24 protein-coding genes are annotated in these 24,673 nt (G+C 71.5%); 8 read left to right on the forward strand and 16 right to left on the reverse strand.

The genetic code is table 11. The features are described 5' to 3' along the window. Genes ABZ780_RS19160 through ABZ780_RS19175 form a run of 4 tightly spaced genes read right to left on the reverse strand, consistent with a single transcriptional unit; the run spans position 1 to position 3,574 of the window. Positions 1 to 642, reverse strand: a complete 642-nt coding sequence (locus tag ABZ780_RS19160; protein WP_357486828.1) for a response regulator transcription factor — start codon at positions 640 to 642, stop codon at positions 1 to 3. Further along, complete coding sequence (locus ABZ780_RS19165; protein ID WP_357486829.1) at positions 639 to 1,907, reverse strand: sensor histidine kinase; 1,269 nt, start codon at positions 1,905 to 1,907, stop codon at positions 639 to 641. The genes ABZ780_RS19160 and ABZ780_RS19165 overlap by 4 nt, the downstream gene beginning before the upstream one ends. An 11-nt stretch (positions 1,908 to 1,918) precedes the next feature. Further along, positions 1,919 to 2,653 (reverse strand): ABC transporter permease, encoded by a 735-nt coding sequence (locus tag ABZ780_RS19170; protein ID WP_357010324.1) that lies wholly within the window; start codon positions 2,651 to 2,653, stop codon positions 1,919 to 1,921. 12 nt (positions 2,654 to 2,665) lie between these two features. Further along, positions 2,666 to 3,574 (reverse strand): ABC transporter ATP-binding protein, encoded by a 909-nt coding sequence (locus tag ABZ780_RS19175; protein WP_357010327.1) that lies wholly within the window; start codon positions 3,572 to 3,574, stop codon positions 2,666 to 2,668. Between the two features lie 196 nt (positions 3,575 to 3,770). Here ABZ780_RS19175 and ABZ780_RS19180 point away from each other — a divergent pair, with 196 nt between their 5' ends. From ABZ780_RS19180 to ABZ780_RS19195, 4 genes are all read left to right on the forward strand, one after another. Next, positions 3,771 to 4,601, forward strand: a complete 831-nt coding sequence (locus ABZ780_RS19180; protein WP_357486831.1) for an EI24 domain-containing protein — start codon at positions 3,771 to 3,773, stop codon at positions 4,599 to 4,601. 264 nt (positions 4,602 to 4,865) lie between these two features. Beyond that, positions 4,866 to 5,996 carry an ABC transporter permease gene (locus ABZ780_RS19185; RefSeq protein WP_357486833.1) on the forward strand — a complete coding sequence of 377 codons (1,131 nt, stop codon included), beginning with the start codon at positions 4,866 to 4,868 and terminating at the stop codon, positions 5,994 to 5,996. After that, entirely contained in the window at positions 5,993 to 6,724 is a 732-nt protein-coding gene (locus tag ABZ780_RS19190) for an ABC transporter ATP-binding protein (protein WP_357010334.1), read from the forward strand. The genes ABZ780_RS19185 and ABZ780_RS19190 overlap by 4 nt, the downstream gene beginning before the upstream one ends. Positions 6,725 to 6,786: 62 nt before the next feature. Continuing rightward, positions 6,787 to 7,371, forward strand: coding sequence for a TetR/AcrR family transcriptional regulator (locus ABZ780_RS19195; protein WP_357486835.1), 585 nt, complete (start codon positions 6,787 to 6,789; stop codon positions 7,369 to 7,371). On the opposite strand, the gene ABZ780_RS19200 is transcribed toward ABZ780_RS19195, so the two are convergent. The 8 genes from ABZ780_RS19200 to ABZ780_RS19235 all read right to left on the reverse strand — a co-directional run bounded on the left by ABZ780_RS19200 (position 7,368) and on the right by ABZ780_RS19235 (position 15,400). Continuing rightward, on the reverse strand, positions 7,368 to 8,270 hold the full coding sequence (locus tag ABZ780_RS19200; protein WP_357486837.1) for a GNAT family N-acetyltransferase: 903 nt from the start codon (positions 8,268 to 8,270) through the stop codon (positions 7,368 to 7,370). The two genes, ABZ780_RS19195 and ABZ780_RS19200, sit on opposite strands and share 4 nt — an antisense overlap. A 1-nt stretch (position 8,271) precedes the next feature. After that, positions 8,272 to 8,430 (reverse strand): hypothetical protein, encoded by a 159-nt coding sequence (locus tag ABZ780_RS19205; protein WP_357486839.1) that lies wholly within the window; start codon positions 8,428 to 8,430, stop codon positions 8,272 to 8,274. Between the two features lie 407 nt (positions 8,431 to 8,837). Beyond that, positions 8,838 to 9,845, reverse strand: coding sequence for a LacI family DNA-binding transcriptional regulator (locus tag ABZ780_RS19210; protein ID WP_357010344.1), 1,008 nt, complete (start codon positions 9,843 to 9,845; stop codon positions 8,838 to 8,840). A 20-nt stretch (positions 9,846 to 9,865) separates the two neighbouring features. After that, positions 9,866 to 11,245: a GH1 family beta-glucosidase gene (locus ABZ780_RS19215; RefSeq protein ID WP_357486841.1), complete on the reverse strand. Its 1,380-nt coding sequence runs from the start codon at positions 11,243 to 11,245 to the stop codon at positions 9,866 to 9,868. Next, on the reverse strand, positions 11,242 to 12,075 hold the full coding sequence (locus ABZ780_RS19220) for a carbohydrate ABC transporter permease (protein ID WP_357010349.1): 834 nt from the start codon (positions 12,073 to 12,075) through the stop codon (positions 11,242 to 11,244). Before ABZ780_RS19220 ends, ABZ780_RS19215 begins: the two co-directional genes overlap by 4 nt. Further along, a complete protein-coding gene (locus ABZ780_RS19225) occupies positions 12,072 to 13,067 on the reverse strand; it encodes a sugar ABC transporter permease (RefSeq protein WP_357486843.1) in 996 nt (331 codons plus the stop codon). Before ABZ780_RS19225 ends, ABZ780_RS19220 begins: the two co-directional genes overlap by 4 nt. Before the next feature lie 66 nt (positions 13,068 to 13,133). Next, entirely contained in the window at positions 13,134 to 14,441 is a 1,308-nt protein-coding gene (locus tag ABZ780_RS19230) for an extracellular solute-binding protein (protein ID WP_357010355.1), read from the reverse strand. A 194-nt stretch (positions 14,442 to 14,635) separates the two neighbouring features. Further along, entirely contained in the window at positions 14,636 to 15,400 is a 765-nt protein-coding gene (locus ABZ780_RS19235; protein ID WP_357486845.1) for a maleylpyruvate isomerase family mycothiol-dependent enzyme, read from the reverse strand. A 69-nt stretch (positions 15,401 to 15,469) separates the two neighbouring features. Here ABZ780_RS19235 and ABZ780_RS19240 point away from each other — a divergent pair, with 69 nt between their 5' ends. Next, positions 15,470 to 16,552, forward strand: a complete 1,083-nt coding sequence (locus ABZ780_RS19240; protein ID WP_357486847.1) for a UDP-N-acetylmuramate dehydrogenase — start codon at positions 15,470 to 15,472, stop codon at positions 16,550 to 16,552. 61 nt (positions 16,553 to 16,613) lie between these two features. Here ABZ780_RS19240 and ABZ780_RS19245 read toward each other — a convergent pair whose 3' ends face one another. Beyond that, on the reverse strand, positions 16,614 to 17,405 hold the full coding sequence (locus ABZ780_RS19245; RefSeq protein ID WP_357010363.1) for a class I SAM-dependent methyltransferase: 792 nt from the start codon (positions 17,403 to 17,405) through the stop codon (positions 16,614 to 16,616). Between the two features lie 33 nt (positions 17,406 to 17,438). Beyond that, positions 17,439 to 18,206: an SDR family oxidoreductase gene (locus ABZ780_RS19250; protein WP_357010366.1), complete on the reverse strand. Its 768-nt coding sequence runs from the start codon at positions 18,204 to 18,206 to the stop codon at positions 17,439 to 17,441. Positions 18,207 to 18,423: 217 nt separating this feature from the next. Between ABZ780_RS19250 and mshA the strand changes: the two genes are divergently transcribed. From mshA to ABZ780_RS19265, 3 genes are all read left to right on the forward strand, one after another. Further along, the gene (gene mshA, locus ABZ780_RS19255; RefSeq protein ID WP_357010369.1) at positions 18,424 to 19,788 is read left to right on the forward strand and encodes a D-inositol-3-phosphate glycosyltransferase; all 1,365 of its coding nucleotides are present in this window, start codon (positions 18,424 to 18,426) and stop codon (positions 19,786 to 19,788) included. Positions 19,789 to 19,845: 57 nt separating this feature from the next. Then, entirely contained in the window at positions 19,846 to 20,361 is a 516-nt protein-coding gene (locus ABZ780_RS19260; protein WP_357486849.1) for a YbjN domain-containing protein, read from the forward strand. 260 nt (positions 20,362 to 20,621) lie between these two features. Next, entirely contained in the window at positions 20,622 to 21,611 is a 990-nt protein-coding gene (locus ABZ780_RS19265; RefSeq protein WP_357486851.1) for a hypothetical protein, read from the forward strand. A 378-nt stretch (positions 21,612 to 21,989) separates the two neighbouring features. On the opposite strand, the gene ABZ780_RS19270 is transcribed toward ABZ780_RS19265, so the two are convergent. Both ABZ780_RS19270 and ABZ780_RS19275 read right to left on the reverse strand, forming a co-directional pair. Continuing rightward, positions 21,990 to 23,270 (reverse strand): MFS transporter, encoded by a 1,281-nt coding sequence (locus ABZ780_RS19270; RefSeq protein ID WP_357486853.1) that lies wholly within the window; start codon positions 23,268 to 23,270, stop codon positions 21,990 to 21,992. A gap of 115 nt (positions 23,271 to 23,385) precedes the next feature. Beyond that, positions 23,386 to 24,669 (reverse strand): MFS transporter, encoded by a 1,284-nt coding sequence (locus ABZ780_RS19275; RefSeq protein ID WP_357486855.1) that lies wholly within the window; start codon positions 24,667 to 24,669, stop codon positions 23,386 to 23,388. Between the last annotated feature and the right edge of the window lie 4 nt (positions 24,670 to 24,673).

A 24,673-nucleotide genomic window follows, 5' to 3' on the forward strand; every position in this document is an offset into this window, starting at 1 on the left:
TCAGCGTCCGCCGGGGGTCAGCAACCCCCTGTCGTACGCGGTGGCCACCGCGGCGGCGCGGTCGTTGACGCCGAGCTTGGCGTACAGGTGCAGCAGGTGCGTCTTGACGGTGGCCTCGCTGATGAACAGCCGGGCGGCGGCCTCCCGGTTGGAGGCGCCGCGGGCCACCAGGGTGAGCACCTCCAGCTCACGCTGGCTGAGCGGCTCTTCGACGGGCGCGCGCAGCCGACCCATCAGCCGGCCGGCGACGCTCGGCGCGAGCACCGACTCGCCCCGCGCGGCGGACCGGACGGCGCGGACCAGGTCCTCACGGGGCGTGTCCTTGAGCAGGTAGCCGGTGGCACCGGCCTCGATCGCCGGCAGCACGTCCGCGTCCGTGTCGTAGGTGGTGAGCACCAGCACCCGGGCGGCGCTGCCGGAGCGGGCCAACCGGCCGATGGCGGTCACCCCGTCCATCCCGGGCATCCGCAGGTCCATCAGCACCACGTCCGGCCGGAGCGTCGCGACCAGGGCCAACGCCTCGGCCCCGTCGGCGGCCTCGCCCACCACCTCGAAACCGGGGTCGCCGGTGAACATGCCGCGCAGCCCGTCCCGCACCACCGGATGGTCGTCGACGATCAGCAGTCGTATCGGGGTGGTCACCCGGCACCTCCGGGTAGCGCGGGGATGGACGCCGAGATGGCGGTGCCGCCGCCCGGCTCCGACTCGACGGCCAACTCGCCACCGACCCGGGTCACCCGCTGCCGCATGGCGGCCAGCCCGTAGCCGCCAGTCGGCATCCGGGGCGCCGGCTGGTCGGTGACCTCGAAGCCGGTCCCGTCGTCGCGCACGTCCAGGGTCACCACGTCCGCCATGTACGACAGGGTCAGCCCGACCCGTGAGGCGGCGGCGTGCCGGGCCACGTTGGCCAGCGCCTCCTGGGCGGCCCGTAGCAGGGTCACCTCGATCTCCGGGTGCAGCGGACGGGGCGTACCGGTGGTGGCGACCTCGGCGCGTACCCCGTGCAGGGCCGACCAGCGCCCGCCCAGCGCGACGAGGGCGTCCGGCAGCCGGGCTGTCTCCAGCGACTCGGGGCGGACCGCCCGCACCGAGCGGCGGGCCTCGGTGAGGCTCTCCCGGGCCAGCGCGAGCGCGTTGTCGACGTGCCGGCGCCAGTCGGCGGACCGGTCGCGGGTCTGCTCGGCCGCCTCCAGTTGAGTGATGATGCCGGCCAACCCCTGGGCCAGGGTGTCGTGGATCTCCCGCGCCATCCGTTGGCGTTCGTCCAGCACACCTGCCTCCCGTGCCTGGGTGAGCAGTTGGGCGTGCAGTCCAGCGTTCTCCCTGGCCGTCTCGGTGAGTTGGCTGTTGGCCTCGCCGAGTTCGGCCACCAACCGCTGGCGTTTGGCGTCCTCCTGTTCGGCGACCATCGCGAACCAGCTCACCGAGCCGGCCACCACCAGGTTGAAGAGCACCAGCAGCAGCCAGAGCAGCCAGTGCGACATCGCCACTGTCAGACCGCCGGCGTGGGAAGTGGCGATGAGGGCGGCCGTGGCGACCACCCCGGCGATCCGCCAACGCCTGGGCAGCACCGGAAAGGCGTGGATGTAACCGATCCAGGCGAAGAAGCCGTACCACGGGCTGACGGCCACCAGTGCGGCGGCGAAGGTGAGCAGCCCGACGTAGTAGACCGCCATCGGCCTGAGTCGGCTCTGCCAGCCGGGGTGCAGGGTGATGAACCAGGCGACCCAGCATCCGGCCGCCACGGTGACGGCGAGGGTGGGCATCACCCCGAGACTGCGGGGTGCCGGTGCGACGAGGGCCAGCAGGGTGCCCAGAGCCAGCCCACCGTAGGGAAACACCCGATAGAGGCTCGCCTCGTGCTTTCGCCAGTGGGTCAGGCGGTCGTGCCCACCGCTGCTGGTCATCGAATCCCCGCTCACTCCCAGCGGAACAGTTTCGCCGCGCCGGTGCCGGCGGCCACCGCGATCACCGCCATTATCCCCAGGTGCAACGGCTGCGGTGGAGTGCCCGTCCAGGCGTCGAGTAGCGCCTGCACACCCGGTGGCGTGTAGTCGCCGATCCGCGCCACGAAGTCCGGGAGCAGGAACCGGGGAAGGTAGACCCCGCCGAAGAACATGGTGATCAGGAACAGTGGCACGGCCAGGGCCTGTGCCGCTCTCGTCGTCCGGGCCACGGCGGCGACCAGAAGACCGAGTGCCAGCAGCGCCGCCGTGCCGAGCACGAAGGCCACGGTGAAGCCGAGCGGGTGCCGGGGGAGCGGCACCCCGAACGCCAGCCGGGCGACCAGCATGAGCAGCACCGCGCTGGCCAGGATGCCGGTCAGGGCCAGCGCCAGTTGAGCGGCGAGCAGGGCTGCCGGGTTCGCCGGGGTGGTCGCCAGCCGGCGCAGCACGCCGCGTTCCCGGTAGGTGGCCAGGACGGAGGGCAGGACGTTCACCCCGACCATGGCGAGCGTGACCACCAGCAGCGACGGAGCGAAGTAGCCGACGAAGGTCTGCCCGTCGAAGTTCGGATCCGGCTCACGGAGCGAGGGGATCAGGCCGATCACCACCAGGATCAGGGTGGGCAGCCCGACGGTGGTGAGCAGCGTCGGCAGGTCCCGCAGGTAGAGCCGCGCCTCGATCCTCAGGATCTGGCGGAAGGCGTGCATCCTGGTTCCCTCTCAGTCTGCGGGCCGGTGCCCGGTCAGCTCGACGAAGGCGTCGTCGAGGGTGGACTGCTCCAGCCGCAGGTCGGCGGCGACGATCTGGTTGCGGGCGAGCACCGAGGTGACCGCGTGCAGCAGCTCACCGGTGCCGGTCACCACCACCTGGCTGCCGGTGCGCCGCACCTCGGAAACCTCTGGCAGGTCGGTGAGGAGCCGGTCGTCGATCGGGGCGGACGGCCGGAACCGGACGTGCTGCTCCGGAGCGACACTCGACACCAGGCCCGCGGGGCTGTCCAGGGCCGCGACCCTTCCCCTGTCGATCACCGCGACCCGGTCGCAGAGCCGCTCGGCCTCCTCCATGAAGTGGGTGACCAGCACGATCGTCACCCCACTGTCGCGGACCTGCTCGATGAGGCCCCAGGTGTCCCGTCGGGCCTGCGGGTCCAGCCCCGTGGTCAGCTCGTCGAGGATGGCGATCTCCGGGTTGCCGACCAGCGCCAGCGCGATGGACAGTCGCTGCTTCTGACCGCCGGAGAGTTTCTTGTACGCGGTGTTCCGCTTGTCGCCGAGGCCCAGCTTCTCGATCAACGCGGCCGGATCGGCCGGGTCGCGGTAGAACGAGGCGTACAGCTCCAGGGCCTCAGCCACCCGGAGTCGGTCCGGCAGTTGGCTCTCCTGAAGCTGCACCCCGACCCGCTGCCGAAGCTGGGCCGCGTCCCGGCGGGGGTCGAGTCCGAGGACCGACACCCCGCCCCCGTCGGGGACGCGCAGCCCGGCGACACACTCCACGGTGGTGGTCTTGCCGGCACCGTTCGGGCCGAGGACGCCGAAGATCTCGCCGGCCTCCACGGTGAACGACACGTCGTCCACCGCCACCAGATCGCCGTACCGCTTGTGCAGTCTGGTCACCTCGATGACCGGCATCGCGCCGCCCTTCCGCCGCTGGCTTCGTACCCCTCAAGGGTTGTCGGGGTGGGCCGGCAGCGGATCGACCAGGCGGCGATGATCACGACGCCCCCGGTTGATCGCATGCATCCGTCAAGCGGTTGATGTGTACGGCGGGTGTCGCTGCTAGCGGTCGCCCGGCGGATTCGACGACCGCTCGTTAGGCTGCTCGATCGTGGACGTCAGCAGAATCACCAGCCCGGTGACCGGGGTCGTCGGACGCTTCCTCGGCGGGGCGGGGCTGCTCCTGCGAGGGCTGGGTCTCTACGTCCGCAGCCCCGGTCTGATGCTGCTCGGTGTCGTGCCGGCGCTGATCTCCGGCGTGCTGTTCCTCGGCGCGTTCGCCACCCTGGTGTACTTCGTGGACAACCTCGCCGCGCTGGTCACCCCGTTCGCCGACGACTGGTCGGGCACCGCACGCGGCCTGGCACGGGTGGTCGCCGGGCTGGCCATCCTCGGCCTCGGTGGGCTGGTCGGGGTGCTCACCTTCACGGCGGTCACCCTGGTCATCGGCGACCCGTTCTACGAGAAGATCTCCGAGCGGGTGGAGCAGCGGTACGGCGGCACGCCCAACGAGGTGGAGGTGCCGTTCTGGCCGTCGCTGCGCCGCAGCCTCGCCGACTCGGTACGCCTGGTCGCGCTCGCCGCGCTGATCGGCATCCCGCTCTTCCTGGCTGGTTTCATCCCGGTGGTGGGGCAGACCGTGGTGCCGGTGATCGGGGCGGCGGTGGGCGGCTGGTTCCTCGCCGTCGAGCTGGTCGGCGCGCCGTTCTACCGGCGGGGCATGCGGCTGCCGCAGCGCCGGGCGATCCTCAAGGCCGACCGCCCCACCGCGCTGGGCTTCGGGGTGGCGGTCTTCCTCTGCTTCCTGATCCCGCTGGGAGCCGTGCTGGTCATGCCGGCGGCGGTGGCCGGTGCCGCCCTGCTGACCCGCCGTTCGCTCGGCCAGCCGATCGACGGCCCGCTGTCCGCGCCGCCTACCGGCCGGCCCGTCGAGGAGAACTGACGTGGAGATCATCCTGGTCGAGGAGGCCCGCCTGGTGCTGTTCGGGACGGACACCCACGCCGTGGCCCGCCACGTCCTCGACGCCGCCTGATCACGGCGTCGGGCGGTGGTGCCGCCTGGTCACTACCGGCCTGTCGGGCGTCTGCGGCCAGCTGTTTCCGCAGGCTCTGGTGTGGTGGGGGTGACAGCGGGGGCGTCGTCTTTGTCGACAGCGTGTTGATAACATGCCGACATGATGTCGACAATCCACGAGGGCGGGCGCTGATGTTCCTCGCGATTCGTGAGCTGAACTTTGCCCGGATGCGGTTCGCTCTGATGGGCGCCGTGATCGCGCTGATCGCCGTGTTGATGGTGATGCTGTCGGGGCTGTCGGTCGGGTTGGTCCGCGATGGTGTGTCCGGGCTGCAGAACCTGCCGGTCACGTCATTCGCCTTCCAGCAGGACGTCCAGCGCGACTCCGCGTTCTCCCGCAGCGTCGTGGACCTGTCGGCGGTGGACGAGTGGGCTGCCCAGCCGGGCGTCGCGGACGCGACACCCTTCGGCAACACGCTGGTGAACACGCGTACCGATCGGGGAACGGAGGTCGACCTGGCGCTGTTCGGCGTCAAGCCCGACTCGTTCCTGTCGCCCTCGGTCAGTCAGGGTGAGCGGTTGGGAACGGCGGACGGCATCGTGGTGAGCCCCACCGCGCTGGACGCGGGGCTGCAGATGGGCGACATCGTCACCATCGATCGGCTCGGCACGCGGTTGCGGGTCGTCGGCGTCACCGAGCAGCAGGACACCTTCGGGCACGTGGACGTGGCGTACGTGCCGCTGGCGGCGTGGCAGGCCATCAAGTCCGGCACCGCCCCCGGCACGGAGCTGCCGCAGGGTGCCGCGACGGAGATCACGGCGGTGGCGGTCCGCGCGGACGACGGGAAGTCCGTCGACCTGGCCGCGGGTGACACCGCGGCGGGCACCGAGAGCCTGACCCTGAAGGAGTCCTACGGCGCCTCGCCGGGATACACCGCCGAGACGACGACCCTCCAGCTGATTCAGGGATTCCTGTACGCGATCTCGGCGCTGGTGGCCGGAGCGTTCTTCGCGGTGTGGGCGATCCAGCGCAAGCCCGAGGTGGCCGTCCTGCGGGCGCTGGGCGCCTCGACCGGCTGGGTGCTGCGGGACGCGCTGACGCAGGCGTTCGTGCTGTTGGCGGCCGCTGTCGCCGTCGGTGTGGGGGTCGGGCTCGCGCTCGGTGCCCTCATCACCGGCAGCGGCATCCCGTTCGCGTTGAGCATGCCGAGCATCTCCGCCGCCGGGGTCGGCCTCGTCGTTCTCGGCCTGCTCGGAGCCGGCGCGGCGGTCATCCGCATCACCTCTGTCGACCCGGCCACCGCTCTGGGAGGAAACCGATGAGTAGCCGTCCCGCTCCGACCGCTTCGACCACACCTGCCGACGACGCGCCCGAGCGGCTCGGGTTGGTGATGCGCGCGGTGTTCCTGCGGCACGGCAACGCCGCCGAGACCGTGCAGGCGCTCGACGACGTCAACCTGACGGTGCGACCCGGTGAGCTCGCCGCGGTCGTCGGTCCGTCCGGTGCGGGCAAGTCCAGTCTGCTCGCCGTCGCCGGCGGCCTGGCCCGGCCCGACCAGGGGACCGTCACCGTGGCCGGTCAGGACATGACCGTGTCGAGCCGTCGCACGCGGACGGAGCTGCGCCGCCAGCATGTGGGGTTCGTGTTCCAGTCGGGCAACCTGCTGCCCGCGCTGACCGCCGCCGACCAGTTGCGGCTGCCCCTGCGGCTGGGGCCGCGGTCGGAGCGGTCCGGCCGTGACCCGCTGGAGCTGCTCGCGGACGTCGGCATGGCCGACAAGGCCGACCGGCGTCCGCACCAGATGTCGGGCGGCGAACGCCAACGTGTCGGGATCGCCCGGGCACTGGTCACCGAGCCCAGCGTGCTGTTGGTCGACGAACCGACGGCGGCGCTGGACCGGGCACGCAGCCACGAGATCGTGCAGTTGCTGGCCCGCGAGGCCCGGCAGCGGTCGGTCGCGGTGGTCATGGTCACTCACGACCACGATGTGCTGCAGTACTGTGACACCGTTTACGAGATGGTCGACGGCAAGCTCGCGGCCAGCGACTGACCACGGCAGGGTGCGGGCGCAGGACCAGGCAGGTCACGTCCGTCCGGAACAAGGGGGGCGGCGTGCCGAAGATCCAGGCCTCGACCGTCGCCGAGCACCGGGCGTCCCAACGCGCCGCGCTGCTCGACGCCGCCCGCACCCTGCTGTCGCAACACCCCGAGCGGATCCCTGGCCTGGCCGAGGTCGCCCAGCACGCCGGTCTCGCCCGATCCAGCGTCTACTCGTACTTCAAGTCCCGCGCCGACATGTTCGACGCCCTGGTCACCGACACGTTTCCCCGCTGGTCGGCGTACGTCGAGAAGCGCATGGACGCCGCCACCACGCCCGGGCAGAAGATCCAGGCGTACGTGGATTCCAACTTGCAACTGGTTGCCCGAGGCGATCACGCGCTGGCTCGCGCGCTGGCGTCGGCTGGCAGCAGCGAGATCCTCGCCAGCTCCAGCCAACTCATGCACGACCGCCTGGAAGCCCCGCTGCGCGCCGCACTCACCGACCACGGCTCCTCGGACCCGGTCCGCATGGCCGAACTGGTCCAGTCGATCGTCTACGCCCTGAGCCGGATGATCGAGGGTGGGCTTCCCCTGCGCGCGGCGACCAGCCTCGCCCGCGAGTTCCTCACCCCGTACCTCGATCGCGACAGCGACTAAGGCCCGGTCAGGTCGGCCAGGCAGGACCACTCGGCCGCGACCGGCCGGTAGCCCAGGCGGGCGTTGATCGCCAGCATCGGCGCGTTCGCCTCGTCGTTCGAGGTGTACGCGACGCGGACACCCGCGGCGGCGGCCCGGTGCAGCGCCGCCGTCTTGGCCAGCCGGGCCAGACCGCGACCCCGGTACGCCGGGACGCTGCCGGTGTAGTCCGACCACATCCGGTCACCGTCCCGCTTGACCAGGCTGAAGGCGGCCACCTCGCCGTCGACCTCGGCGGCGGTGCTGGCCGTCCGGTCCAGCCCGAGGTTGTCCCAGACGTCGTTCTGCCAGATCTGGTAGCTGATCGCGTCGACAGGCACGTCGCCCGGCTCGTCAAGGGCCGAGACCACGTCGGCCGCGTAGAGCACGTGTGGGTCCAGTTCGGCGACCGGCCGCAGGCGTACGCCCGGGGGTGGGTCGGGGAACGAGGGCACCGGGTCCAGGTCGAGCGCGGAGTAGCGCATCCCGCGGCTGGGCTCGAAGCCGTGCTGGCGGGCGAACGGCAGCGCGTCCGGCTGTGCCATGGCGCGCACCCGGCGGACTCCCAGCGGGCGAAGGTGGTCGGTCGCTGCCGCCAGCAGCGCGTTGCCGATACCGCGTCGCCGGTGCTCCGGATGCACGTGCAGCAGGTTGATGTCACCGAAGTTCGCCGTCGAGGTTCGGCCGTTGGGTTCGGCGGACACCCAACCGACCACCCGGTCGTCGGCCTCGGCCACCAACGCCGTCCAGCCCGGGGTGGGAGGCGGGTCGGCGATCATCTTGCGGGTGGACTCGACCCCGCGCACCAGGTAGGGGTGCACCGTCGCCCGTAGCGCCACCACGGCCGGCGCGTCGTCGGGCCGTGCCACGCGGATCCGCATGTCAGGCCCCCGTCCGTACGGCGGCTACGGCTTCGACCTCGACAAGTTTGTCACCGGCGGTGAAGACCAGGCGGGCGGGTGGCGCGACGGTGGCCGCGTAGGCGTACTCGGCGACGTTGGAGAGGGCGGGGACGTGCAGCAACGCGACAGCATCCGGCATGTCGGCGAGGCTAACGACGACCGGCGAGCGACGCCATGGATTAACCGTCGCGCGGGCGTGCGGCACGAGGGCTCGCGCGGCGGCACTGTCCGTCACGTACGGGTCCAAGCCGCCCGACGTCACTCGGTGTAACGACCGCCAGCCGTCCTCGGCCGTCCCTCGCAGCCTTTGCTCTGCTTCAACCCACGCAACAGCGTGCTGAGCAGCGGGTTTTCTGGTGGAGGAGGTCGCCGCAGCGACAGCGGCGGTGACGATCCGTCTCTGTTGCGTCCGTTGAAGCAGAGCAAAGGCGGGGAAGGGGGTAGCCGGGCGGTGGACGAGCGTCACGCACAGTTGGCCTGCGCGCGCCGGGGGATGTGGGTGGGCGGTATGGGTTGGCGGTGCGATGGCCGTGCGCGCCGAAGCGGTCAGGCGGAGTCGCGCAGGATCAGCTCGGTGGGGAGCATGATCGCCTGCTCGATGGTCTCGCCGGCGGCCAGCCGGAGCAGCTGCCGGGTCATCCGTCGGCCGAGCTCCACGATCGGCTGCCGGACGGTGGTCAGGGGCGGCTCGGTGTACGCGGCGGTTTCGATGTCGTCGAAGCCCACCACCGCCACGTCCTCGGGCACCCGCCGGCCGGCCTCGCGCAGTGCGCGCATGGCCGCGTGCGCCATCAGGTCGGAGGCGGCGAACACACCGTCCACGTCGGGGTGCTCGCTGAGCAGTCGGCGCATGGCCGCCGCACCGGATTCCCGGGTGAAGTCGCCGACGGCGACCAGCTCGGGCAGCCCGGCGGCGGTGACCGCCTCCCGGTAGCCGCTCAGCCGTTCGATGCCGGCGACCATGTCCTGTGGACCGGCGATGGTGGCGATCCGCCGGCGACCGTTGTCGATCATGTGGCGTACGGCGGCGGTGACACCGCCGACGTGGTCGACGTCCACGTACGGCACGGGCACGTCGCCGAGCGGTCGGCCGCTGCACACCACCGGAATGCCGAGCCGGGCCAGCGTCCCGGGCAGCGGGTCGGCGCCGTGCAGCGAGGCGAAGAGCACCCCGTCGACGTGCCGGCCGGTGGTGAACCGTTCGACCCGGTGGTGCCCGGCGGGGGAGCCGGCCAGCATCAGCACGAGCTGCTTGTCGGCGGCCTCCAACTCCTGGCTGACGCCGCGGATGATGCCGGGGAACACCTGGTCGTCGGAGAAGACCCGGGTGGCCGCCTCCGGCATGACCAGGGCGATGGAGTCGGTGCGCTGGGTGACCAGGCTGCGGGCGGCCAGGTTGGGCACGTACCCCAGCTCGGCGACGGCCCGGTTGACGGCCTCCCGGATGGGTTGGGCGACGGTGGTGGAGCCGTTGACCACCCGGGAGACGGTGGCCCGGGACACCCCGGCCCGTGCCGCCACCGCCTCGAGCGTCGGCCGTTGCGCCGTCGTCATCGCGACCCCACCCCCGCTCGTCACAGCCCGTTCCGGGAGATCACCTCCTGGTACCACCGGGCGCTGGCCTTCGGTGTGCGCCGCTGGGTCAGGTAGTCGACGTGCACGATCCCGAACCGCTTGCGGTAACCCTCCGCCCACTCGAAGTTGTCCAGGAACGACCATACGAGATAGCCGCGCAGGTCCACGCCCCGGGAGATCGCTTCGTGCGCGGCCCGCAGGTGCCCGTCGAGGTAGGCGATCCGGTCGGTGTCGATCACCTGTCCCGGCCCGTCGGCCTGGTCGACGCCCGGTTTGTCGGGGAATGCCGCGCCGTTCTCGGTGATCAGGAGCGGCACCCCGGGGTAGTCGGTGGCGATCCGTTCGAGGAGCCGGGTCAGCCCGGCGGGCTCGATCATCCAACCCATGTCGGTGAGCGGCCCGGCCGGCGGCAGGAAGTGCACCGCGCCCTCGGTGCCCGGGTACGCGCCGTTGCCCTCGCCGTCGGGTCGACCGGCGACGTAGGTGGGTGCGTAGTAGTTGATCCCGAGCAGGTCGATCGGGGCGGCGATCAGCTTCTCGTCGCCGTCCCGGATGAACGTCGGCTCGACGATGCGGGCCACGTGCTCCCGTACGTCGTCCGGGTAGCCGCCGGCCAGCAGCGGGTCCAGGAAGATCCGGTTGTGCAGGCCATCGACGAGGCGGACGGCGGCCGCGTCGGCCGCGCTCTGCGGGTCCGCCGGCCGTACGTCGGCCGGGTTGAGGGTGATGCCCACACTGCGTGCGCCGGCCGACCGCAGCGCCCGCGCCGCCAGGCCGTGCCCGAGCAGCAGATGGTGTACGGCGGTGAACGCCGCCGCCGGGTTCTGCTCGCCCGGGGCGTGCACCCCGTTGCCGTAGCCGAGGTACGCCGAGCACCACGGCTCGTTGAGCGTGGTCCACACGTCCACCCGGTCGCCGAGGCGGGCGTACACGGCGGTGGCGTACGTGGCGAAGTGCTCGGCGGTCTCCCGGTTGGTCCAGCCACCGCGGTCGCCGAGGGCCTGCGGCAGGTCCCAGTGGTAGAGGGTGACGATCGGGTCGATCCCCCGGGCGAGGAGGGTGTCGGTGAGCCGGTCGTAGAAGTCCAGCCCGCGCGGGTTGACCGGGCCGCTGCCGTCGGGCTGGATCCGGGGCCAGGCGACCGAGAACCGGTACGCCCGCAGCCCCAGCTCGGCCATGATCGCCACGTCGTCGACGTACCGGTGGTAGTGGTCGCAGGCGACGTCGCCGGTGTGACCCTGGTAGACCTTGCCGGGTGTGCGGCTGAAGGTGTCCCAGATGGACGGGCCGCGTCCGTCGTCGCGGGCCGCGCCCTCGATCTGGTAGGCGGCGGTGGCCGCTCCCCAGAGGAAATGCTCGGGAAACCGGAGTTCGTTCACGCCTTGACCGCACCTTCCATGATCCCACCGATGATCTGCCGGCCGAACAGCACGAAGACCAGCAGTAGGGGTAGCGTCGCGATGGCCGTCCCGGTGAACACCTGGGACATGTCCTGGTAGTAGCCGTCCGACAGCGCTCGCAGGGAGAGCTGCACGGTCGGGTTCGCCGGGTCGTTCAGCACAGCGTACGGCCACAGGAAGTCGTTCCAGGTGGTCATGAACGTGAGTAGACCGAGCACGGCGGCGGCCGGGCGCAGCGCGGGCACCACCACGTGCCACCAGACCCGGGCCGTGCCGCAGCCGTCCATTCGGGCGGCCTCGATCAGTTCGTCGCTGATCGCCTGGCCGGCGTACTGCCGCATCATGAACACGCCGAACCCGGTGACCAGCACCGGGACGATCACGGCGGGCAGCCGGTCGTTCCACTGGAGTTTGCTCATGAGCATGTAGAGCGGAATCACGCCGAGCTGGGTCGGCACCATCATCGTCGCGATGATGACCAGCAGCAGCGCGTTGCGACCCCGGAACCGCAGCTTCGCGAAGGCGAAACCGGCCAGGCTGGAGAAGAACACCACGGATACGGTCACGGTGGTGGCCACGACCGTCGAGTTGATCAGGCCGGTAAGGAAGTACGCGTCGGTGTTGTCGAAGAGGCGGGAGATGTTCGCGCCGAGGTTGCCGCCGGGGGTGATCGGGGGTGGGAGTTGGCCCATCGCGTCGTTGGTGCGGCTGGCGACGACGAACATCCACCAGATCGGAAAGATCGACAGGCCGGCGGCGACCACCAGGGCCAGGTAGGTGAGCGGGCTGGCCCGCCAGAGTCGGCTCATCGGGTGGCTCCCTTCCGGGCTCCCGGCCGGGAACCGCCCAGCCGGCGCAGCACCAGCACGTTGACCGCCGCGACGACCGCTATGAGCGCGAAGAGCAGCCAGGCGACCGCCGAGCCGTAGCCGAAGTTGTAGTGCGGCGCGAAGGCGTTCTCGAACATGTACATGGTCAGGGTCTGCGACTCGCGCAGCGGTCCGCCCCGGATCGGGTTGGTGCCGGAGTTGAACATTCGGGGCTCGGTGAAGAGCTGCAACCCGCCGATGGTGGCGATGATGGTGCAGAAGAGGATCGTCGGTTTGAGCATCGGCACGGTGACCGACCAGAACTGTCGGGCCCGGCTGGCGCCGTCGATCGCCGCCGCCTCGTACAGGTCGCGGGGGATGGCCTGCATCGCGGCGAGCAGGATCAGCGCGTTGTAGCCGGTCCACCGCCAGTCGACCATGGCGGAGATGGCCACCCAGGAGGCGAACCGGTTGGATTTCCACTCAATCGCGTCGATCCCGACCAGGTCGAGCATCCAGTTGATCATGCCGAACTCGCGGCCGAAGAGCACCCCGAAGACGATCGCCACGGCGGCGGTGGAGGTGACGTTCGGGACGAGCACCGCCATCCGCCAGCCGGTGCGGGCGCGCAGTCCCCGGTTCAGCAGGTTGGCCAGCCAGAGCGCGGCGAGCAACTGCGGGACGGTGGAGATCACGAAGATGCCCAGCGTGTTGACCAGCGCGTGCCAGAAGTCGACGTCGGCGAGCAGCCGGGTGTAGTTCTCCATGCCGACGAACGGGTGGTCGGAACCGAGCAGGTCCCAGTCGTGCAGCGACACCCAGAAGGTGTACGCCAGTGGGTAGACCCCGAAGACCGCGAAGAGCAGGAAGAACGGGGCGATGTAGAGGTACGGCGAGTAGCGGGTGTCGAGCCGGCTGAGCCGACCCGTCGATCGGCGGTGGGGCCCGGTTGCCGGTACGGCTGGCGGGCGGGGATCGAGCTGGACGGTCATGCCCGGGAACTCCTCTCACGGTGCGGGCGGGCCTCCGGCGGCCGGGGGCCCGCCCGCACGCTCGGGCTACTTGGCGGCGGCCTTCTTGGCGTTGGTCACCGCGTCCGTCCAGCCCTGCCCGGGGTTGCGCTGGCCCAGCTCCACGGTCCGCACGGCGTTCTCCACCTCGGTACGGACGGCCTGGTTCTTGGGGCCCATGTAGACCGGCTTGAGGCTCTTCGCGCCGGCGCCGAAGATCGTGCCGACCGGCGCACCGGAGAAGTACGCGTTGGTCGCGCCCGAGATCGCCGGGTCGTCGAGCGCCTGCGGCGAGGAGGGCAGCGGACCCTTCGCCTTGAACGCGCCGATCTGGCCCTTGGCGCTGGTCAGGAACTTGGCCAGCTCGATCGCCTCGGCCTGGTGCTTGCTCTGCTTGGGCACGGCGAGGTGCGAGCCGCCCCAGTTGCCGCCGTTGCCGGGCACCTGGGCGATGTCCCACTTGCCCTGGGCGCCCGCGCCGGCGTTGCTCTCGATGACCCCGGTCATCCAGGCGGGGCAGGCGATGGTGGCGAACTTCGACTGCTTGAAGGCGGACACCCACTCCTCCGACCAGGAGCCGTACTTGCCGGAGAGGCCCGAGTCGACGATGTCCATGGTGGTGTCCCAGGCCTGCCGCACGGCCGGGTTGCTGTCGACGACCAGGTTGCCGCTGGTGTCGTAGTAGCTGTAGCCGGTGGTGTTACCGGCGGTCTGGAGCAGGATGGTGTTGAACGTGTTGGTGGCCGCGTCGAGGAAGGACGCCCCGGTCTTGGCCGCGACGAACCGTTCGCCGGTGGCGATGTAGTCCTGCCAGGTCGGCCAGAGCTTGGAGACCTCGTCCCGCGCGGTGGGCAGGCCGGCCTTTTCGAAGAGGTCCTTGCGGTAGCACATGGCGATGCCGCCGACGTCGGTGCCGAGGCCGATGAGCTGCTTGCCGTCGGCGGTCAGGCCGGCGTTCCACTTCCACTCCAGGAAGTTGCCCTTGAGGTCGGCGGCGCCGTGGTCCAGCAGGTTGACGAAGTTGTTGGGGTTCGCCTTGTACTCGACCAGGAGGCCTTCCTCGATGGCCACCACGTCACCGGCGCCCCGGCCGGCGGCGAGCCACTGGGTCAGCTTCGGTGAGTATTCGTCGAGGTTGGTGCCGGTGCCCCGCTCGACGATCTTCACGCCGGGGTTCGCGGCCATGTACTCCTGGTAGAGCTCTTCGTAACCGAACTGGCCGAAGACGTCGACGGTCAGCGTGACCGGCCCGTCTCCTTCGGCGTCGTCGCCACCGCCGCAGCCGGCGGTGACGAGCAGGGCGGTTGCGGCGGCGACGGCCACCGCGGCGAGGCGGCGGCGTGGGAAGACAGCCATGGGATATGGACCTCTCTCAAGGTGGTCAGGTGATGGCAGATAGCCAAGAGAGCGCTCTCACGACAGGGTGGTGTCTCCTCGACCCTCTGTCAAGAGAGCGCTCTCTCGGCTTCTGACCAACCCCCGGATACGCGACGAGGGCGCCACCCCGTCGGGGTGACGCCCTCGTCGAGCCGGATCGGCCCGTTACCAGGTCAGCGGGTACGCAGGCCGTCGAGCAGAGCGCAATCGCCGGTCACGTCGAGCGTCTCGAAGCTGACCCGGCCCCAGAGCGCCAGCAGCAGGTCGCTCGCGGTGCCGCTGGCCTGCGCTCGGGCGTGGTGGTCGTCGTGGTCGAAGATGGTCGCCGTGTCGAGCAGCGCCACCCCCTCGCCGCGCAGCCGCAGGAACCACTGCTGGTCCGCGTCGGTCGACGCGAGCTGCACCACCCCGTGCCACTGGCCGCCCGGCACCCGACCCCGGCCCGACGGCAGCCAGGTGTCCAGCACCTCACTCACCCCGTCGGCCGCCAGCTTGGCCTCGATCGGGTCGCCAGCGCCGATGGCGAGCTGGGCGTCCCAGCGGTGCACCGCCGTCTCGTGCGCCATCCGGCGCGGCCAGAAGCCCGCCCTCTTCGGCTGCGGTGCCCAGTTCCACGCCGGCGCCTCCGGGTCGAGCCCGTCGAAGAGCGTCAGCAGCTTGTCGTACCCCTGCTGCCAGAACTGGAGAGAGCTCAGCCCTGGCGCCACCTCCGGCGGCTGCGGGCGGGCCGGCGGCGCGCTCGTCTCGCCGGACCCGGCAAACGAACACACCCAGTGGTAGATGCCGGCAAGGTGCAGAGTGAGATCATTGACCGTCCAGCCGGGACAGGACAGCACGGGTGTCTCCGGCGGTGCCTCGGCGACCGCCGCGGCGAAGGCCGGACCCTCGGTCCGGAGCGCCCCGATCCAGAAATCCTTGCTGCCCTGCAGTCTGCTCATCGCCATCCTCCCGGGGGTGCCGAGCGACCAGTGGGTGCTGCGGCTGCACATCAGCCTAAGGTGAGATACGTGTCAGACGCCCATGCCCAGCAGACAACCGAAGCCGATCGTGCCATCCCTGGTCCACTGGCCAACCACACCACGCTGCGGATGGGCGGCCCGGCCCGGCGGATCGTGGCAGCGAGCGACGCCGACGAGCTGGTGCGGGCGGTCCAGCTCGCGGGCGAGCCGGTCCTGATCCTGGCCGGCGGCAGCAACGTGGTGATCGGTGACGCCGGCTTTCCCGGCACCGTCGTGCTGGTGCGCTCCCGGGGCCTGCGGGTCGTCGCCGAGGACGCCGGGTCGGTCACGGTACGCGTCGAAGCCGGTGAGCCGTGGGACGACCTGGTCGCCGCCACCGTGGCCAACGGCTGGGCCGGTCTGGAATGCCTCTCCGGCATCCCCGGCTCGACCGGCGCCACCCCGATCCAGAACGTCGGCGCGTACGGCCAGGAGGTCGCCGAGACGATCAGCGGGGTCGAGGTGTACGACCGGGTCGCCGGCACCCGTCAGGCAATCCCGGCCGTCGACTGCGGGTTCGCCTACCGGGGCAGCATCTTCAAGTACCAGACCCGCTGGATCGTGCTGTCGGTCGACTTCCGGCTGGCCAGGTCACCGCTCTCCGGGCCGGTACGCTACGCCGAGCTGGCTCGGGCGCTCGGTGTCGAGGTGGGCGACCAGGTGCCGCTGGCCGACGCTCGGGCGGCGGTGCTGCGACTGCGCGCCGGCAAGGGCATGGTGCTCGACGCGACCGATCCGGACGCCCGCTCGGTCGGCTCGTTCTTCACCAACCCGGTGCTCGACCGGGCGACGTACGAGCTGCTCCGGGAGCGCGCGACCGACCTGGGCGAGCCACCCGCCTGGCCCGGGCGCGACGACACGGTCAAGGTGAGCGCGGCCTGGCTGATCGACAAGGCCGGCTTCACGAAGGGGCACCCCGGCCCAGGCGGCGCGGCCATCTCCGGCAAGCACACCCTCGCCCTCACCAACCGCAGCGGCACGGCCAGCACCAGCGACCTGCTCACCCTGGCCAACACCATCCGCGACACGGTGCACGCCCGCTTCGGCGTGACCCTGCACCCCGAGCCGGTCCTCATCAACTGCGCCCTCTGACCACCGCCGACCCGTGCCAGCGGGGCCGTACCAGCCGGCCTTTGCCAGCGGGACCGTCCGGTCAGCCGGACGGTGGCCAGGGGAGGGTCAGCTCGCCGTGACGCCAGCGGCGCGGGCCGTGGAGGATGGGCCAGCCCGTCTCGCGCAGGTGGGTCACCGATCTCAGCCAGCGTTGGCGCGGACCGAAGGGGGCGTAGGGGGCGGCGGCCCGCCAGGCGTCGTCCAGCGCCCCGATCAGGTCGTACACCGGCTCACCGGGAACGTTGCGGTGGATCAGTGCCTTCGGCAGCCGTTCGGCCAGCTCGGCGGGGCTGCCCAGGGTGGGGAGCTTCGCGGCCAGGGTCAGCGTCCGAGGACCGTTGGCGTCGATCAGCAGCCAGCACGCGAGCCGGCCCAGCTCGTCACAGGTGCCCTCGACGAGCGCACCGCCCGGGGCGAGCGCGGCGGTCATCGTCCGCCACGCGTCGGGCACCTCGCGCTCGTCGTACTGTCGCAGGACGTTGAACGCGCGGACCAGCACCGGCCGGAGCCCGGCCAGCTCGAAGCCACCCCGGGCGAAGGTCAGGCCCGGCGGGTCGGCGGCCGGTGTCGCGGCGGCCACCCGGGCCGGGTCGATCTCCAGCCCGACCAGGCGTACGTCCGGACGGACCCCGGCGGCCAACCGTGCCCGCAGCTCCACGGCGGTCACCGGGGTGGCACCGAAGCCGAGATCGACCACCAGCGGGTCCGCCGCGGCCCGCAGCCGGTCGGCGCAGGTGGCGACGATCCAGTTGTCCACCCGGCGGAGCCGGTTCGGGTTGGTCGTGCCCCGGGTGACCACGCCGAGTGGCCGACGCCGCGCCGCCCCGCTCATCGTGGCCTCCCGTCCCGGCTCACCGCCCACGCCTCACGGGTTGACGCGGTGCACCTTGTGCTGCGCGGCCTGCGCCCGGGGTCGGACCACCAGCCGGTCCACGTTGACATGCTCGGGCCGGGTGGCGCACCAGGCGATGCAGTCCGCCACGTCCTCGGCGACCAGCGGATCGGGCACCCCGGCGTAGACGGCGGCGGCCCGGTCCGCGTCGCCCTCGAACCGGACCAGCCCGAACTCGTCGGTCTTCACCATGCCCGGGTCGATCTCGATCACCCGCAGTGGCCGGCCGCACAGCTCCAGCCGGAGCGTTCCCGCGATGGCGGTCTGCGCGTGCTTCGCCGCGGTGTAACCGCCGCCGCCCTCGTACACGGTCAGCCCGGCCGTGGAGGAGACCACCACGATGGTCCCCGAGCCGGACGCCTCCAGCGCGGGCAGCAGCGCCTGGGTCACCCGCAGCGTGCCGAGCACGTTGACGTCGTACATCCACTGCCAGTCGTCGATCGAACCGGACTCCACCGGGTCCAGGCCGCGAGCGCCGCCAGCGTTGTTGACCAGCAGGGTGACCGGCCCGGGTGCCCGCGCCGCCGCCTCGGCGAGCCCGGCCACCGACTCGTCCGAGGTGACGTCGCAGGTCACCGCGGTGGCCTGACCTCCGGCGGAGGTGATCTCGGAGACCAGATCGGCGAGCCGGTCGGTACGGCGGGCGGCGGCGAGTACGTGGAAACCGTCCGCGGCGAGCCGGCGAGCGGTGGCCGCCCCGATCCCGCTGGACGCTCCGGTGACGATGGCGACAGAGGTCATCGGATCATTGTCGTCTCGGCCGTCCGACTCGTTCCGGGCGGGCGTGGATGTGAGCGTGAACGGGCAGGACGGGGGCGGACGTGATGAGGTCCGTCACCCCGGCGGCCCGCGCCGACGAATTTCCGTGGTCCGGTGGGGAAGATGACACCCGGCGTACCGGTTGACCGAGAAGCGCCGGTCGTGCGGGACGGCATTAACCGTGGCAGAGGGAGCGGACGTGGCGGAAATGCACACCGGTGTCGGTCGTCAGCGAGGTATCCAACCGTGGCCCCGGCCCCGCCGCATCGCCACCCTGTCGGTGCACACGTCCCCGCTGCACCAGCCCGGCACGGGCGACGCCGGCGGGATGAACGTCTACATCCTGGAAGTCGCCCGGCGGCTCGCCGAGGCCAACGTCGAGGTGGAGATCTTCACCCGGGCCACCTCCGGTGACCTCCCCCCGGTGGTCGAGATGGCTCCCGGTGTGCAGGTTCGGCACATCACCTCCGGCCCTCTGGAAGGGCTGACCAAGGAGGAGTTGCCCGGCCAGCTCTGCGCCTTCACCGCCGGGGTGCTGCGCGCCGAGGCCTCCCGCCCGCCCGGTCACTACGACCTGATCCACTCCCACTACTGGCTCTCCGGCCAGGTCGGCTGGCTGGCCAAGGAGCGCTGGGGAGTGCCGCTGGTGCACACCGCGCACACCCTGGCGAAGGTCAAGAACGCCCAACTCGCGGCCGACGACCGACCGGAGCCCAAGGCCCGGGTGATCGGCGAGGAGCAGGTGGTCGCGGAGGCGGACCGGCTGGTCGCCAACACCCGGGTGGAGGCCCGCGACCTGGTCGAGCGGTACGACGCCGACCCCGCCCAGGTCACCGTCGTGCAGCCGGGCGTCGACCTGGCCCGGTTCCGGCCCGCGCCGGGTGACAGGTACGTGGCCGCCCGGTCCGCCCGTCGCCGGCTGGGGCTGCCGGTCGACGGGTACGTGGTGGCCTTCGTCGGCCGGATCCAGCCGCTGAAGGCGCCGGACGTGCTGATCCGCGCGGTCGCCGCGCTGCGCGAGCGTGACCCTGCCCTGGCCGACCGGGTGACCGTGGCGATCTGTGGTGGGCCGAGCGGCAGCGGCCTGGACCGGCCGACCGCACTGATCGAGCTGGCCGGCACGCTGGGGGTCTCCGACCGGGTCCGCTTCCTGCCGCCGCGCACCGGCGACGACCTGCCGGCCCTGTACCGGGCCGCCGACCTGGTCGCGGTGCCGTCGCACAACGAATCCTTCGGGCTGGTCGCGCTGGAGGCACAGGCCTGCGGTACGCCGGTGCTGGCCGCCGCCGTCGGCGGGCTGGTCACGGCCGTGCGGGACCAGGTGAGCGGGGTGCTCATCGACGGGCACGACCCGGTGGACTGGGCCCGCGCTCTGGGTCGCCTGCTTCCCGACCGAGCCCGCAGGGCCGTGCTGGCCCGGGGCGCCGAACAGCACGCCCGGCACTTCTCCTGGGACCGCACCGTCTCCGGCCTGCTCGACGTCTACGGCGAGGCGATCGCCACGCGCCGAGCACGGCTCGCCGCCGACCTGGCGGGCGACCCCGCGCTGTCCTGCTCCTGGTGACGACGGCACCGGTTTCTCATCCGGTGCGCCGACCGGACCGGTCGTAGAGTGGGGCCGGTGAGCCCGAAGAGTGATCTCGCGTCCCTGATCGAGTCGGTGTGTGCCGAGCGTGACCTGGCCTGGGAATCGACCGGCCCCGGCTCGTACGCGGTGACCCTTCCGGGCACTCACAAGCTCAAGACGATCTGCAATCTGATCGTCGGGGAGCACGCGCTGCGGATCGAGGCGTTCGTGATGCGCCAGCCCGACGAGCGGCGCGAGGAACTGTGGGCCTGGCTGTTGCAGCGCAACGCCCGGATGTACGGCGTCTCGTTCTCCACCGACGCGGTGGGCGACGTGTACCTGACCGGGCGGGTCAACCCGGCTGGTGTGGACGCCGACGAGCTGGACCGGTTGTTCGGTGCCGTTCTCACGTACGCCGACGAGTCCTTCGACACGATGCTGGAGATCGGCTTCGGCAGCTCGATCCGTCGGGAGTACGAGTGGCGGGTCAAGCGCGGCGAGTCGACCGCCAACCTGGCCGCCTTCGCCCACCTCTTCGAACCGTCCGGCAACGGTCCCGATCCGGCCTGAAGCCTGCCTCCGACCCGGCCTGACCGCTCAAATTCCAGCTGGTCGGTTGCCGGTGGTTCGGACTGCTCCTGACGGGTATGCCGCACCGCGCGGTGCGGCACAGGGACCCCCGCGCGCCGAGGACGGAGTGTCGAGGAGCGGAGCGTCCCATGGCTCAGCGGAACAGCTCAGGTCGCGGCGGGACTGCGACCACAACCAAGCGGCAGGCCGGCAATCAGACGCCGGGTACTCCCGGGGTCTCCGAGTCGGAGATCTCCCGGATGCGGGTGGACGACATCCGCGGTCAGTTGCGCAAACGCGGGGTCTCCGGGATCTCCGCACTGCGCAAGCCCGACCTGGTGAAACAGTTGGTGCGCTCGCTGCGGTCCGAGGGCGGCGGCGCGGGCCGGCGCAGCACGGGCCCGGCCGGTCGGGCCACCGGCAGCAGGGCGTCGGCCGGTCGTGCCGCCGCGACGAAGAAGTCGGCGTCGAGGGCCGCGCCGAGCCGCGCGAAGGCCGCGCCGGCCAACAAGAGCGCTCCCGCGAAGCGGGCCGCCGCGAAGAAGACGACCGCCGCGCGTAAGTCGACGGCGGCGCGCAAGACGGTCGCCGCCCGGAAGACGACGACGGCGGCGCGCAAGACGGCTCCTGCCCGGAAGACGACGACCGGGGCGAAGGCGACCGCCGCGCGCAAGACCACCGCCGCGCGCAAGACGACCGCCGCGAAGAAGACGGCCACCGCGCGTACGACGGCGACGGCCCGTACCGCGTCCGCGCGCAAGGCGCCGGCGAAGAAGGCACCCGCGAAGAAGGCCCCGGCGCGGCCGGCGGCCAAGCGGGCGGCGCCCGCGAAGCGCGCTGCCGCGAGCCGTCCGGCCAGCGGTGGCACGGCGGCCGGTGGGATCCGGACCGGACGGGGCACCGGGCGATCGGTCAGCGGTTCGCAGGTGATCGCGTCGATCGCGGACCGGCCGGAGCGACCGGGGCGGAGTCTGATCACCGCGAACCACGAGGTGATCCAGCGCTGGGCTCGGGAGCGTGGCGCGAAGCCTGCCACCATCGCCGGCACCGAGCGGGACGGTCGGGCGGGTGTTTTGACCTTCAACATCCCCGGATATCGCGAAAGCAGCCGGATTCGTGAGATCACCTGGGATCAGTGGTTCCACACGTTCGATCTGCGGCGGCTGAACCTGATCTATCAGGAGCAGATGCGCGACGGCCGGCAGAGCAACTTCTTCCGGACCGAGTCACCCGATCGGGAGGACGGCTAGGTGTTTACGGGAATGCCGGAGGGGTACGCGCTTGTTGCCAACGACCGAGGCCCTGACTGGGGATACTCGCCAGTTGTGATCGGCAAGACAACCCATTTGGGTTGATCCCAGAATCCGGGCGAACTAACTTTATTGCACCGCGCCACGCTTGGAAACGTTCGGGGGAGCGGCGGATCGATCAGATCCGCGCACCAGGCGAGGCGCGAGGGAACGGGTGGATTAACCGTTGGGGGACGGTGCCCACCTGTTTGGACCGGCGGCGTGAGCGGGCGATGCTTACGGGGGTGAGTGTTGCCCGCCGCCGCCGGCCCCACCGGCGGGCGCCCACCATGACCTTAGGGACATGGTGGGCGCTTTGCGCGTGTCGTACCGCCTTGCTTACGCGGTCGGCACCCGGTCCAGGGCTGGCGCCGGCTCCCGGTCGGCGACCGGGCGCAGCGCGGCGACGTGCCGCTCCCGGGGCGGCCCGGCCAGCAGGTGCCCGAGCGCGGCGAGCAGGCCCAGGCCGCCCACGATCAGCCAGTGCCGGTGGCCGAGGTGTTGCAGGCTCACTCCGCCCAGCGTGGGTGCGACGAACGCCGCCGCCGGGAACGTCAGGTAGAAGACCGACTGGTACCGGGCGCGTAGCTGCGGCGGTGCCAGATCCGCGTTGATCTGCGCGTTGGGTGGGGCGGCGAGCATCGAACCGACCGTCCAGACCACTGCCGCGCCCAGATAGACGCCCAGCCCGTCGGCCACGGCCAGCACACCGAAGCCGATCGCGAGCAGAGCCGTGGAGACCGCCAGTACGACGTGCTTGCGGTGCCGGTCGATCAGCCGGGGCACGAACAGTTGCCCCAGCACGATCATCGCGCCTCCGAGCGCCACGACCACCCCGTACGCCGAGGGACCCAGACCGTCCGCCCGCATGGCCAGCGGCATGATCGTCGACGTCTGCATGGTGAGGACGGCCAGCACGAAGGTGAGCCCGACGAAGACCAGGAAGGTCCGGTCGGTGAGCGCGGTGTGCAGGCCTGGCCGGCGGGGCCGGATCGCCCTCGACGGGGTGGGCGGGCGCAGGTCAGCGGTGCGGCGAAGCGTCTCCGGAACCTTCCAGCCGATGACGGCGGCGGCGGTCAGTGTGGCGCCCGCGTCGACGAGGAACAGCGCGGTGAAGCTCGCCTGGGCCAGGACGCCGGCGAGCAGGGCGGCGACCGCCATGCCCAGGTTGAACGCCCAGAACTGGAGGTTGAACGCCCGCGAGCGACGCTCTGCGGGCACCACGTCGACGATCGCCGCGACAAAGGCCGGGCTGGGCATCGAGTGCACCACGCCGACCAGCGCGGAGAGCACCGCGATCAGCAGCAGGGGGCGGCTGAACGCGAGCGCCACCATCAGGGCGGCGGTGGCCAGGTGGGCGGCGAGCAGGGTGGCGCGTCGGCCCCAGCGGTCGGCCAGCACCCCGCCGAGCAGCACCCCGGCCGCGCCGCCCGCTCCGTACGCCCCGACCACCGTGCCGGCCAGCGACTCGCTGGCTCCCCGCGCGTCGGTGAGATAGAGCGGCAGGAAGAGCATCGCGAACGCGCCGGCCCGGTTGATGAGCAGGCCGGCCCAGAGGTACCAGAAGGTGGCGGGGAGCCCGCCTGCGGTGTCGTGCCACCAGTGCCGCAGGGCTCGCACCCGACCTCCCGACAGTTCAGCTTCCTAACCGTTTCCCCTGGACGGTAGGAAGTCAGGCCCGGTCGCGCCAGTCGGTTTCCTGATCATGGGCCGTTCGTCACGGCGCCGCACATGATCAGGCTGCCGACTCGGCGGGCTGTGGTGCTGGTGGCCGGGCGCCGACCGGTGCCAGCGTCGCCCCGGAGCGGCGTAGCTCGGCGGCCCGACGCTCCCGGGCGGGGCCGGACACCAGGTGGGCCACCGCGGTCAGCACGCCGAGCGCGGCACAGCCGAACCAGAGGGAGGCGTTGCCGGCGTGCTCACGGACCAGGCCACCGAGGATCGGCGCGCCGGCCCCGGCGATCTGCCAGGACAGGGAGAACACGCCCTGGTATCGGCCGCGTAGCTCGGCCGGGGACAACTCGGCGATCAGGGTGGAGTTGGACGGCGAGTTCAGCATCTCGCCGACCGTCCAGATCAGCACGGTCAGCCCGTAGAACCAGGCGGTGCCGGCGAATGCGGTCAGCCCGAACCCGACCCCCATCACCACGGCGGCCAGCGCGAGCACGTGCGAGCGGCTCCGGCCCCGGATCAGCCGGGGCACGAAGAGTTGGCCGACGACGATCAGGACGCCGTTGAGCGCGATCACCGAGCCGTAGGTGGCCGGGCTCAGGCCGGACTCACCCATGGCGATCGGCAGCATCGAAATGTGCTGGAGGAAGACCAGCGCGGCGAACAGGTTCAGGGCCACGAAGCCGAGGAAGACCCGGTCGCTGAGGATCGTGCGCAGGGCGCCGCGCGGTGCCGTGACCGCCGCGACTGTCGCTCCGCCGTGGCGGGTCTCCGGCACCCGGACGAAGATGATCAGCGCGGTGACCAGCATGGTCCCCGCGTCGACCACGAACAGCAGCAGGTAGTTGGCCTGCGCGGCGAGACCGGCCAGGATGGCGGCGCAGGCGAAGCCCAGGTTGATCGCCCAGTAGTTGAGCGAGAACGCGCGCAGCCGGTCCTTCGCCGGCACCACGTCGATCATCATGGCCCCGAACGCGGGCCGGGCCGCCTCGGCGAACATGCCGAGCAGCAGCGCGCCCAGCGCCACCGCCCAGAGGTCCCGGGCCAACCCGAGGGCGACCATCATGACGGCCGCGCCGACATGTGCGGTGAGCAGCGTCGGCCGGCGACCCCACCGGTCGGCCAGGGTGCCACCGGCGGTGGTGCCGACCGCGCCGCCGACGCCCCACAACCCGAGCACCAGGCCGGCCTGGGAGGCGGAGAAGCCGCGCTCCTGGGTCAGGTAGATGGCGAGGAAGACGAGGACGAACGAGCCGAGCCGGTTGATCAGGGTGCCGGCCCACAGGTACCAGAAGGTGGTGGGGAGTCCGCCGGTGGTGTCCCGGAACCAGTTCCGCATCGTCCGCACGTCG

The sequence above is a fragment of the Micromonospora sp. NPDC047467 genome (assembly GCF_040643095.1).
Lineage (GTDB): Bacteria > Actinomycetota > Actinomycetes > Mycobacteriales > Micromonosporaceae > Micromonospora.